Raw genomic sequence first — 11,436 nt, 5'->3', positions numbered from 1 at the left:
AATTCGATGCGGTAGTTGAAGGGCTGGCTCAGGTGTTCCTGGCCTTCGAAGGCCAGGACGTCGAAGACAGCGTCGAATCGGTAGATCGTGAACTTGTGGCGAGTGTGGTCAAAGAAAATGCGCGGTGCGTTGGACAAAATCAGTCCTCCCTGGGCTGGATGGGCATACGGGGAGGCTTGGTTTTCCACCCTCGTTCAGGCACCCGACAGCTTTCGGGAATCTGATAAAGGATGGGATAGGACGCTTCCGATGAGCGCGTAGGATGCGTCTGAGTTGGCGGTACGTCGGAGCTGTAGGATTGCGGATATGGCGACGGGAGGGTGGCCGTGAACGGCGTAAATCCGTGTAGGCGCAAGCCGGCTCCGGGCGGCGCCTACAGGTTTTGTGTTTGAGCGATTACTCCCGTGGGTCGATCTGGTCCAGCACTCGATTCGCGGTGATCTCCGCCAGCATCACGCTGTTGGATATACCGAGCAATGCATGGCGTGATCCGCCGTCCAGGTGATCGACCAGGTGATGGACCATCACATCCACTGAAGCCAGCGTTTCGACCAGATAAACAACCAGGGTTTCGGTCGTTGCTTGCGGATCTACCGTAAACAGCGTGCTGGGTGTGCGCGGCGTGGCTTTGATGTCGGCGGTCGAGGGGAAATGGAAATCGAGGGCGCGTTCGGCGGCTTCGTTGAGCTTTTTTGAATCGGCTTCGTACGGGGATGCCGGGTCCGTTTCCGGGGGATTGGGTGTGACCTTGAACATAAGCTAGATCCTTACATGGAGTGCCCCTCTCTCGCGACTAAACGAAAGGGAGGCAACTGTACGCAGGTTAGTCGACCGGGGATCTAGCAAACCGGCGCGCCCGAAGGCGCCCTGCGCACAGCTACCATCGAGTGCAGGCATGGGAATGCCTGACTGATAGAACTGATGCACCACTAGAAACCACTGGGCGACTAAACCCGATCACTGATGGGCAGTGACGCGAATCAAGTTACCGATGGGCTCCGAGGCGCACAAGCCGGCGGATTCTGGCGTAACCGTAGGCAACGGCGCAAGGTCGTGTAGCTTTCAAGAAGTTATTCCGACAGCGATTAAACAAGTGCTCTCGGGTGGTGTTTAATGGCCTTGCAGCCCGATACATCGATGTCGGATGTACCGGCGCATTCGCGAGCAAGCTCGCGCCTACAGGCTATTGCTTGTAAGTCGTATCACTGCGTTCCAGCTGGCGAATCAGCGCATTCCAGTGCCGCGCGACACCCGGTCCGTCGCCACTTTTGAACACCTCGGCCTGCTTCTCGACCTTGGCCACCACTTCAGCAGGCGGGAAGATCAATTCGGCATTGCCGCCAGCCTGGGCGGCGATCTGGATATTGCAGGCTCGCTCCAGCCCGTGCAGTTGCTGGAACGCATGTTCAACGCTGATACCTGCGGTGAGCAACCCGTGGTTGCGCAGGATCAATACGCTTTTATCGCCCAGGTCCGCCACCAGGCGCTCGCGCTCGTCGAGGTCCAGCGCTACCCCTTCGTAACCGTGATAAGCCACCCGCCCGGAAAAACCGATCGAGTGCTGGGAAATCGGCAACAGGCCGTCGCGTTGCGCCGACACCGCGATGCCATCGCGCGTATGGGTATGCAGCACGGCTTGCAGGTCTGGCCTGGCCGCGTGGATCGCGCTATGGATAACGTAGCCGGCAGGATTGATACCGAGCCCTGTCGGATCGTCGACGATGCTGCCGTCGATGTCGACCTTGACCAGGTTGGAGGCGCTGATTTCGTCGAACAGCAGCCCATACGCGTTGATCAGGAAATGCTCATCCGGCCCGGGTACCCGCGCGGAAAAATGCGTATAGATGTGGTCGGTCCACTTGAACAGGGCCGCCAGCCGGTAGGCCGCGGCCAGTTTAACCCGCACCTCCCACTCTTCGGGCGTGACGCGCTGGCGGACATTTTTCGAGACGCTGGATAACGGGCTGACACTGCTCATGGCAAAACTTCCTGGATGGCCTTGATAATCTGCAGCCAGCCTAGGGGAAGCTAAAAAATAATAAAAATCACATTTTAATCTAAGCTAATTATCATTTTTTTTTATTATATTTCACCCAGGTGTCAGGCCGCGCTCTTGATCTTCTGCAACGATCCGGCCACCAGTTTGCCAAAGGCATCCACCGGCCCTTGCAGGTTGCCGAGAAAATGCGGATAGATCAGCCACAGGTCCATCACCGGCTTGAAATCCTTGAGCGGCATGGCCGCCAGTTGATCGCGGTGAACGCTGCGTTCCAGCAAAGGGCGTGGCACCAGGCCCAACCCGAGGCCGTCGGCGACCAGGCCCAGCTGTAATTCGGTGCCGAAGGTTTCCAGGTTGACGCGCAGGGCCAGGCCCTGGTCCGACAGGGTTCGTTGCAAGCCGGCGCGGAAGCCGCAGCCGTCGGGGTTGAGTATCCAGCCACTCTGGTAAACGTCCGCCAGCTTGCTCGGGCGCTTGGGCAACTGGGCCTTGGCGCAGACCACCACCAGCTCCATCTTGCCAATCGACTCGCCGATTATGTTGTCCGGGAAAATCTTGCCGGCCGGGAACAGCGCAGCGGCGGCATCCAGTTCACCGCGCTCGATCTTGCCCACCAATTGACTGCCCCAGCCCGTGGCCACCTGGGCCCGCAGGTCGGGATACTCGATGCGCAAGTGCTTGAGCGCGTCGAGCAACACCACGTCGCCGATGGTCTGCGGTACCCCCAGGCGCAGCAGCCCGGTCGGTGGCGCGTCGGTGGCCACCAGTTCGCGCAGGGCATCCATTTCCCGCAGGATCAAGCGGCACTGTTCATACACGCGCGTACCGATCAACGTGGGCTTGAGCGGCTTGGTATTGCGATCGAACAACTCCACGCCCAAGGCCTGCTCAAAGTTCTGCACGCGCCGCGTGATGGCCGGCTGGGTCAGTTGCAGCGACTCGGCGGCATGGCTGATGGACTGGCAACGAATCACCTCGACAAAGGCATCGATATCATCAATTTTCATTTGGCCCGCACATAGAGAACAGTCAATAAGATGTCTGAAAAGCATAGTTCCTTCACCAGGAGAAGGATAGCCCGCCGCACGTCGGGCCACTAATCAATAGCTTCTGGTGCTATGCCAAAGCGCTATACCAAAGGGCTTTAAATTCCATTCAGCTATAACCTAATCATTAAACAATCGCATATTGATCTAAAACATTATGCTTAAATCAAAGGGTCAACTTTCACAACGAACGATGGAATCGCCATGACCCAGGCCCGACACCCGGAGAGACTCAGAGCATTCATAGGCGCCCTGGCGGAATTGATCGACAGCAATCCCCGCGAGGGTGACCTGTTGCATCGTGGCGGCAAGCTGCTTGGCCAATTGGTCAGCCATGACGATTGGCTGCCTGAGGATTTTGCCCGCCCCGACCCCGAGCGCTATCAGCAATACCTGCTGCATGCCGATTCACGGCAGCGTTTCAGTATCGTCAGTTTTGTCTGGGGGCCGGGGCAAAGTACGCCGATCCACGACCATCGGGTCTGGGGGCTGATCGGCATGCTGCGCGGCGCGGAGTACTCGCAAGGGTTCAAACGCACCGGCGACGGCGCCTTGGTCGCCGATGGCGGTCGGGTGCAGCTGCGCCCAGGCCAGGTCGAGGCCGTGTCACCGAAGATCGGCGACATCCATCAGGTCAGCAACGCCTTTGCCGACCAGGTCTCGATCAGCATCCATGTGTACGGCGCCAACATCGGTGCCGTGCGTCGCGCGGTGTATCAGCCCGACGGCAGCGAGAAGCTGTTCATTTCCGGTTATTCCAACGCCTACCTGCCCAACATCTGGGATTTGTCCAAAGAGAACCAAGCCCTATGAGCACCCTGTCGACCCGCTCTTTCGCCGAGATTCGCCAAGCCCTGCTGAACCGTGAAGAACTGGCGCTGCTGGACGTGCGCGAAGAAGCGCCCTTCGCCGAATCGCATCCGCTGTTCGCCGCCAACATTCCATTGTCGAAACTCGAACTGGAGGTGTTCTCGCGGATTCCCCGGCGCGATACCCAAGTGACCGTCTACGACAATGGCGAAGGCTTGGCAGGCATCGCTGCACAGCGTTTGCAGGACCTGGGCTACCTCGATGTCAGCCTGCTCGAAGGCGGCCTGGACGGTTGGCGCCGTGCTGGCGGTGAATTGTTCATCGACGTCAACGTACCCAGCAAAGCCTTCGGCGAACTGGTGGAAAGCCAGCGCCACACGCCGTCCCTGGCGGCCGAAGAAGTCCAGGCGCTGCTCGACAGCGAGGCTGACGTGGTGGTGCTCGATGCCCGGCGTTTCGATGAATACCAGACCATGAGCATCCCCACCGGCATCAGCGTACCGGGGGCGGAGCTGGTGCTGCGCGCCCGTGAGCTGGCACCGGACCCGGCCACGCGCATCATCGTCAATTGCGCCGGGCGCACCCGCAGCATCATCGGCACGCAATCGTTGATCAACGCCGGTATCGCCAACCCGGTTTCGGCCTTGCGCAACGGCACCATCGGCTGGACCCTCGCCGGGCAGAAACTGCAGCACGGCCAGTCGCGCCGATTCGCGCCAACCAGCGAAGAACACCGGCAAACAGCGGCGCGTGATGCCCGTCGCGTCGCCGACCAGGCCCTCGTCGGCCGCGCCACCCTGGCGGACCTGCAACGCTGGCAACAGGAGCCGACCCGCAGCACCTACCTGTTCGACGTGCGCACTCCTGAGGAATTCGAAGCCGGCCACCTGCCCGGCGCCCGCTCGACACCCGGCGGGCAATTGGTGCAGGAAACCGACCACTTTGCCAGCGTGCGCGGTGCGCGCCTGGTGCTGGTGGACGACGATGGCGTGCGCGCCAACATGTCGGCGTCCTGGCTCGCGCAACTGGGCTGGGAAGTGCATGTGCTGGATGATTTGAACCCCGCTCACTTCAGCGAACAAGGCACGTGGCAGGCACCGGTTCCCGCGCCACCACAGGCCGAGGAAGTCAGCCCCGAGACGCTGGCCCAATGGCTGACCCACGGTGACACCGCCGTGCTGGATTTCACCAGCAGCGCCAACTACGTCAAACGCCATGTCCCCGGTGCATGGTGGGCGTTGCGCGGGCAACTGCGCGAAGCGCTGGCCAACGTGCCCTCAGCCGAGCGTTATGTGCTGACCTGCGGCAGCAGCCAGTTGGCGCGACTGGCGGTGGCCGAAGTCGAGGCGTTGACCGGCAAGGCGGTGTTTTTGCTCAAGGGGGGCACGGCTGCCTGGATTGCCGCGCAGTTGCCGTTGGAAGAAGGCGAGAGCCACCTGGCGTCACCGCGTATCGACCGTTATCGCCGGCCTTATGAAGGCACCGATAACCCGCGCGAAGCGATGCAGGCGTATCTGGACTGGGAGTTCGGACTGGTCGAGCAATTGGCCCGCGACGGCACCCATGGATTTTTTGTGGTCTAACAAGCCCATCTCTCGCGGTTGTACCCGACCTACTGTAGAAGCTGGCTTGCCAGCGAAGGCGGCATAACGGCCACCTTCGCATCACCAGCAAGCCGGCTCCTACAGAAGCGCGTCATGCCACAAACCCGACATGCTCCGCACATCCTGCAGGAGCTGGCTTGCCAGCGATGGCGCCCTATCGGCCGGCCTGATTCTGGCTGTGCGGGGGTCTCGTCTGCATCATTCTTTAATGCATTATCTTGATATTTTAATTTTTTATAATCAGATAGTTTAATAATTAATATATAACCAAAAAGAATTTCACAGACGGTTCTTATACAGATAACGTCAACCCCAGACCGACCCCTTCTCCAGGCGGAGGCCCAACTGAATGTACCAAGGCCTGGAGTTTCATCATGTCACCAAGATCCCTGCTATTCAGCCTCATTTGCACCCTGGGCTTCGCTACCTCCTCCCACGCCGCTGACCTGCAACCGTTGCTGGTGGCCAATCAGAAATCCACGATCAAGGTGCTGCTGGAGGTCTCCGGCGAGCTGAAGGACGTGCCTTACGACATCCAGTTTTCCGAGTTCCCGGCCGCCGCGCCGCTGGGCGAGGCGTTGAATGCCGGTGCCGTGGATATCGGCGCCCTGGGCGATGCGCCCTATGTGTTTGCCCTGGGAGCCGGCGCGCCGATCAAGGTCGTCAGCATCGTGCATGCCGAGGGGCGCTACACCACGGCCATCCTCGCGCCCAAGGATTCGGCGCTGAACAATGCCGGCGACCTCAAGGGCAAGAAGATCGTCACCACCCGCGGCTCCATCGGCCACTTCCTGGCGATCAAGGCCCTGCGCGATGCCGGCCTGAGCACCCACGACGTGCAGTTCATCTACCTGCTGCCGAGCGAGTCGCGCATCCTGCTGGATAACGGCAGCGCCGACGCCTGGTCGACCTGGGACCCCTACACCACCATTTCCACCACCCAGAACCAGGCCAAGGTGCTGGTCAGCGGTGAGAAATTGCTGACCAATCACCTGTACTTCGCGGCCACCAGCCAGGCCATCGCCAACAAGCGTGCGCAGCTCGACGATTTCATCGCCCGGGTCGATCGCGCCTACCGCTGGACCAACGCCCACCCCGAGGAATACGCCGCCGCCCAGGCGCGCGTGACCGGCCTGCCTCTGGAGGTGCATGTCGCCGTGGCCAAGGGCACGCACATGCAGCCGGTGCAGATCGACGACCAGGTCATCAGCGGCCTGCAGACCACCGCCGACATCTATCAGGAAGAAGGAATCCTGGGCAAGCACATCGACGTGTCCCAGGGCTTCGACAAGAGCTTCAACGCCAGGCGTGCCCCACTCAACCAGGCCTCTCGATAACGATTCGACGGATGCAGGAGTAACACCATGAGCAAACAACGCCAACTGAAACTCGGTGCGATGGTCCATGGCGTCGGCCACGGCTGGGGCGAATGGCGCCACCCGCAGGCCCGGCCCAACGCCAGCGTAAGCTTCGACTTCTACAAGCAGCAGGCGCAACTGGCCGAGGCGGCCAAGTTCGACTTCGTTTTCATCGCCGACAGCCTGCACATCCACGAGAAGTCCAGCCCGCATTACCTCAACCGTTTCGAACCGCTGACCATTCTCTCCGCCCTGGCCGCCACCACGCAGCACATCGGGCTGGTGGCGACCGTCACCGTCAGCTACACCGAACCCTTCCAGGTCGCCCGCCAGTTCGCCTCCCTGGATCACATCAGCGGCGGCCGCGCCGGCTGGAACGTGGTGACGTCCTGGCTCAGCGGTACCGCCGACAATTTCGGCAAGACCGAACACCCGCCCCACGCGGTGCGCTACCGCATCGCCAAGGAGCACGTGGAGGTGGTCAAGGGCTTGTGGGATTCCTGGGAGGACGATGCCTTCGCGTACGACAAGCAGAGCGGCGAATTCTTCACCCCCGGCAAGTTGCATGCGCTGGAGCACAAGGGCGAGTTTTTCTCGGTGAAGGGCCCGCTCAACATCTCCCGCTCGAAACAAGGTCAACCGGTGATTTTCCAGGCCGGCACTTCTGAGGCCGGACGTGATTTCGCCGCGCAAAACTCCGACGCGATTTTCGTCAGCCCCGAAGGCTTCGACGATGCCCACGCCTACTCTCTAGACCTGAAACAACGCGCGGCGGGTTTCGGCCGCGACCCGCAGAAACTGTCGATCCTGCCGGGCATCCGCCCGATCGTCGGCCGCGATGAAGCCGAAGTGCGAAGCCGCTATCAGCAAGCCGTGGAGCTTGTGACCATCGAAGACGCCATCGTCGCCCTCGGCCGGCCGTTCAATGACCATGACTTCAGCCAGTACCCCCTGGATGCGCCGTTCCCCGAGTTGGGCGACCTGGGGTCCAACAGCCAGAAAGGCGGATCGGACCGGATCAAGCAGCTGGCCAAGGACGAAGGCCTGACCTTGCGTGAAGTGGCCCTGCGCTTTTCCAGGCCTCGCCGCGATTTTGTCGGCACCCCTGAACAGGTCGCCGACGCGATCCAGAAGTGGTTCGAACAAGGTGCGGCGGACGGTTTCATCATCAACTCGCTGCTGCCCGACGGCCTGCAGTATTTCACCGAGCTGGTGGTGCCGGTGCTGCAGCAGCGCGGCCTGCTGCGCGAGGAGTACAGCGGCGACACCCTGCGCGAGCACCTTGGCCTGCAAGTTCCGGTCAACCGCCATCAGCCAATCGCCATCTGACAAGAGCCTGACCATGACGAAAAAGATCACACAGGGACAGTTCAATCGTCGCGGCTTTCTCACGGCCAGCTCGATCGCCCTCGGTGCACTGGGATTGTCCTCCATGGGCTTGCCCAACCGCGCCTTCGCCCAGACACCCAGCCTCGCGGACCTGACCCTGGGCGTCGCCACCTACCGCGGCCAGGACTCGTACTTCACCGAGGACGCCGGTACCGCCAACACCCCCTACAAAGTTGAGTACGCCGAATTTGCCGGCGGCAACCTGATCGTCGAAGCCTTGGCTTCGGGCAGCCTGGACGTTGGCTCGATGAGTGAAATCCCGCCGATTTTCTCGATCCAGAGCCACCGTCAACCGAAGCTGATCGCGGTGCTGCAAGGTGACGTGAACAACCAGGTGTTCCTGATCCCCAAGGCCTCGAACATCGAGTCGGTCGCGCAATTGCGCGGTAAACGCGTCGGTTATGTGCGCTCCACCACCTCGCACTATTTCCTGATCAAGGCTCTCAAGGAACAGGGCCTGACCATGAAGGACATCACCGCCGTGGCGCTCACGCCCCAGGACGGTTTCACCGCGTTCCAGAGCGGTCAGCTCGATGCCTGGGTGATCTATGGAGTGTTTATCCAGCTGGCGAAATTCCGCAGTGGCGCTCGGGTGCTGAAAACCGCCCTTGGCTACCTGTCCGGCAACTACCTGATCGCCGCGCGCCCCGCCGCTCTGGAAGACCCGCTGCGCAAGCAAGCGATTCAAGACTACCTGCAGCGCCAGGCCCGCACCCTGGAATGGATCAACGACAATCCGGAGCCGTGGGCCGCCAAGTCAGCGCAGCTGTTGGGTGTCGACAAAGCGGTGTTCCTCGACATGTACAACGGCCGTAGCCAGGCCTCGCGGATCATCGAAGTGAACGATCAGGCGATTGCTTCGCAGCAGGAAGTCGCCGATTTGTTCTTCGACGCTGGCGTGTTGAGCGACCGGCTCGATGTCGGCCCTCTGTGGGACAAAAATTTCCGCTTGCTGGCGTTATGAACCGCCACCCTGCCCTGATCGAGTGAAATCACCATGAGCCTTTCTTCTCAACACCCGCCCGTGCTGCGCTCGGTCGAGGTGGCCAATTTCGAAGCCTTGTTGGAACGCCTCAGCGAACAGCTTGGCGCCAGTGCCCACCTCTATGACGAAAGCGGCGCCTTCCCCCACGACAACTTCAAGCTGCTGCATCAGCACGGCCTGGTCGCGCTGACCGTGCCCAAGGCCCTGGGCGGTGGCGGCGCAAGCCTCACGCAAGCGCGCAAGGCCATCGGCGCGATCGCCAAGGGCGAGCCGTCGACGGCGTTGATCCTGGTGATGCAGTATCTGCAGCACGCGCGCCTGCAAGACAATCGAAACTGGCCCGAAGCGCTGCGCTTGCAGGTGGCCCAAGACGCCGTGCAAAACGGCGCACTGATCAACGCCCTGCGGGTCGAGCCCGATCTGGGCACGCCCGCGCGCGGCGGCCTGCCGGCGACTGTCGCCCGGCGCACCGCGGCAGGCTGGCGCATCAGCGGGCGAAAAATCTACTCCACCGGCAGCCATGGCCTGACCTGGTTCAGCGTCTGGGCGCGCAGCACCGACGAGGATCCGCTGGTCGGTGCCTGGCTGGTGCACAAGGACACGCCGGGGATCAGCATCATCGAAGATTGGGATCACCTGGGCATGCGCGCCACTTGCAGCCATGAGGTGGTGTTCGACAACGTACTGGTGCCACTGGACCACGCAGTCAGCGTCAGCCGCTGGAGCGCGCCGCAACCGGAGCTCGATGGCGACGGTTTCCTGTGGATGTCGGTGTTGTTGTCATCGGTCTACGACGGGGTGGCCCAGGCCGCCCGCGACTGGCTGGTGGGCTGGCTGGAAACCCGTGCGCCATCCAACCTTGGCGCCGCGCTTTCGACCCTGCCCCGCTTCCAGGAAATTGTCGGGCAGATCGACACCTTGCTGTTTGCCAACCGCAGCCTGCTCGACGCGGCCGCCGAGGGTCGAACGCCCGCCAGCAACGCGGCGCAACTCAAATACCTGGTGACCGGCAACGCGATTCGCGCCGTGGAACTGGCCATCGAAGCGTCGGGCAATCCCGGCCTGTCCCGCAGCAATCCGCTGCAACGGCATTACCGCGATGTGCTCTGCAGTCGCGTTCATACACCGCAGAACGACGCCATCCTGCAGGGCGTCGGCAAGGCTGTGTTCGCCCAGCGCCAGTCCCAGATCAAGGAGCGCCCATGAGCCAGCTCGTCATCGCCAGCCAGCTGGATGAAGACTTCAACCAAGTGATCCGCCAGCGCCTCGCGCAAACCCACCCCGAAGCCCGCGTCATCGCTGTACCGGCCGGGGTCCCCAGCGACCTGCCGGCCGAAGTGCAGATCCTTTTGGCGCGGCCGATCAATGTCCGTGGTTATCAGGCGCCGGACACCCCGCCACCGGGTTGGCCCTATGGGCTGCAATGGATTCAGGTGGTGTCATCGGGCATCGATTTCTACCCGAGTTGGCTGTTCAACGGCCCACCGGTCAGTACCTCGCGCGGCAGCGCCGCCGAGAACATCGCCGAGTTCGCGCTGGCGGCGATCTTCGCTGCGGCCAAACGACTGCCGGATATCTGGGTGCATGACGCGCAATGGAATTTCACCGCGCTGACGCCGCTCAAGGGCACCACCCTGGGGATCCTCGGCTTTGGTGCCATCGGCCGCAGCCTGGCGAGCAAGGCCCACGCCCTGGGCATCAAGGTGCTGGCGCTGCGCCAGAGCCCGACGCCGTTCGAGGTGGAGGGCGTCGAGGCGGCGCGGGATATCCATGAGCTGTTCGCGCGCGCCGATCACCTGGTACTGGCCGCGCCGTTGACCGACGCGACCCGGCATATCGTCGACAGCGCCGTGCTCGCCAGCGCCCGGCCCGGCCTGCACCTGATCAACATCGCCCGGGGCGGGCTGCTCGACCATGGGGCGCTGCGGGAGGCCCTCGACAGCGGCCGCATCGGCCTGGCGTCACTGGACGTGACCGAACCCGAACCGCTGCCGGACGGTCACCCGCTCTATGCCCATCCACGGGTGCGCCTGTCGCCCCATACGTCGGCGATCTCCAGCAACAGCCGTCACGAGATCGCTGACAGTTTCCTGGCCAATCTGGAGCGTTTTCTCAATGGCTTGACGCTGGAAAACCAGGCGAACGTGCAACGCGGATATTGACTCAAACGCAGTTCAAAAGTGGGAGCGGGCTTGCTCGCGAAGAGGGCGTGTCAGTCGACATTAATGTTGCCTGACACGCCCTC

General features: G+C 62.0%; 10 protein-coding genes. 7 read left to right on the top strand and 3 right to left on the bottom strand.

Features of this window, described 5'->3' with window-relative positions; genetic code table 11:
• Window positions 1–396: 396 nt before the first annotated feature.
• The 3 genes from ACYP2Q_RS31165 to ACYP2Q_RS31155 all read right to left on the bottom strand — a co-directional run bounded on the left by ACYP2Q_RS31165 (window position 397) and on the right by ACYP2Q_RS31155 (window position 3,006).
• Complete coding sequence (locus ACYP2Q_RS31165; protein WP_459734038.1) at window positions 397–756, bottom strand: DUF6124 family protein; 360 nt, start codon at window positions 754–756, stop codon at window positions 397–399.
• A 427-nt stretch (window positions 757–1,183) separates the two neighbouring features.
• A complete protein-coding gene (locus ACYP2Q_RS31160) occupies window positions 1,184–1,978 on the bottom strand; it encodes a class II aldolase/adducin family protein (protein ID WP_459734037.1) in 795 nt (264 codons plus the stop codon).
• Window positions 1,979–2,100: 122 nt separating this feature from the next.
• Complete coding sequence (locus ACYP2Q_RS31155) at window positions 2,101–3,006, bottom strand: LysR family transcriptional regulator (protein WP_459734036.1); 906 nt, start codon at window positions 3,004–3,006, stop codon at window positions 2,101–2,103.
• Window positions 3,007–3,249: 243 nt separating this feature from the next.
• On the opposite strand from ACYP2Q_RS31155, the gene ACYP2Q_RS31150 reads away from it, so the two are divergent.
• The 7 genes from ACYP2Q_RS31150 to ACYP2Q_RS31120 all read left to right on the top strand — a co-directional run bounded on the left by ACYP2Q_RS31150 (window position 3,250) and on the right by ACYP2Q_RS31120 (window position 11,353).
• Entirely contained in the window at window positions 3,250–3,858 is a 609-nt protein-coding gene (locus tag ACYP2Q_RS31150; protein ID WP_459734035.1) for a cysteine dioxygenase family protein, read from the top strand.
• Window positions 3,855–5,438 (top strand): rhodanese homology domain-containing protein, encoded by a 1,584-nt coding sequence (locus ACYP2Q_RS31145; protein WP_459734033.1) that lies wholly within the window; start codon window positions 3,855–3,857, stop codon window positions 5,436–5,438. The genes ACYP2Q_RS31150 and ACYP2Q_RS31145 overlap by 4 nt, the downstream gene beginning before the upstream one ends.
• Window positions 5,439–5,833: 395 nt before the next feature.
• Window positions 5,834–6,796 carry an ABC transporter substrate-binding protein gene (locus ACYP2Q_RS31140; protein ID WP_459734032.1) on the top strand — a complete coding sequence of 321 codons (963 nt, stop codon included), beginning with the start codon at window positions 5,834–5,836 and terminating at the stop codon, window positions 6,794–6,796.
• A gap of 27 nt (window positions 6,797–6,823) precedes the next feature.
• Entirely contained in the window at window positions 6,824–8,146 is a 1,323-nt protein-coding gene (locus ACYP2Q_RS31135; RefSeq protein WP_459734031.1) for an LLM class flavin-dependent oxidoreductase, read from the top strand.
• 13 nt (window positions 8,147–8,159) lie between these two features.
• Window positions 8,160–9,170, top strand: a complete 1,011-nt coding sequence (locus ACYP2Q_RS31130) for an ABC transporter substrate-binding protein (protein ID WP_459734030.1) — start codon at window positions 8,160–8,162, stop codon at window positions 9,168–9,170.
• A gap of 33 nt (window positions 9,171–9,203) precedes the next feature.
• A complete protein-coding gene (locus ACYP2Q_RS31125; RefSeq protein ID WP_459734029.1) occupies window positions 9,204–10,397 on the top strand; it encodes an acyl-CoA dehydrogenase family protein in 1,194 nt (397 codons plus the stop codon).
• A complete protein-coding gene (locus ACYP2Q_RS31120) occupies window positions 10,394–11,353 on the top strand; it encodes a D-isomer specific 2-hydroxyacid dehydrogenase family protein (protein ID WP_459734028.1) in 960 nt (319 codons plus the stop codon). Before ACYP2Q_RS31125 ends, ACYP2Q_RS31120 begins: the two co-directional genes overlap by 4 nt.
• The last annotated feature ends 83 nt before the right edge of the window (window positions 11,354–11,436 follow it).

This window comes from Pseudomonas sp. MHK4, from assembly GCF_054600775.1.
Note: the sequence above shows the minus strand (reverse complement) of the source record. Positions and strands in the feature narration are given on the sequence as shown.

Coding starts and splice junctions, on each gene's coding strand:
- ACYP2Q_RS31140 (WP_459734032.1), top strand. CDS start 5,834: ATGTCACCAAGATCCCTGCTATTCAGCCTCATTTGCACCCTGGGCTTC.
- ACYP2Q_RS31135 (WP_459734031.1), top strand. CDS start 6,824: ATGAGCAAACAACGCCAACTGAAACTCGGTGCGATGGTCCATGGCGTC.
- ACYP2Q_RS31160 (WP_459734037.1), bottom strand. CDS start 1,978: ATGAGCAGTGTCAGCCCGTTATCCAGCGTCTCGAAAAATGTCCGCCAG.
- ACYP2Q_RS31165 (WP_459734038.1), bottom strand. CDS start 756: ATGTTCAAGGTCACACCCAATCCCCCGGAAACGGACCCGGCATCCCCG.
- ACYP2Q_RS31125 (WP_459734029.1), top strand. CDS start 9,204: ATGAGCCTTTCTTCTCAACACCCGCCCGTGCTGCGCTCGGTCGAGGTG.
- ACYP2Q_RS31150 (WP_459734035.1), top strand. CDS start 3,250: ATGACCCAGGCCCGACACCCGGAGAGACTCAGAGCATTCATAGGCGCC.
- ACYP2Q_RS31145 (WP_459734033.1), top strand. CDS start 3,855: ATGAGCACCCTGTCGACCCGCTCTTTCGCCGAGATTCGCCAAGCCCTG.
- ACYP2Q_RS31155 (WP_459734036.1), bottom strand. CDS start 3,006: ATGAAAATTGATGATATCGATGCCTTTGTCGAGGTGATTCGTTGCCAG.
- ACYP2Q_RS31120 (WP_459734028.1), top strand. CDS start 10,394: ATGAGCCAGCTCGTCATCGCCAGCCAGCTGGATGAAGACTTCAACCAA.
- ACYP2Q_RS31130 (WP_459734030.1), top strand. CDS start 8,160: ATGACGAAAAAGATCACACAGGGACAGTTCAATCGTCGCGGCTTTCTC.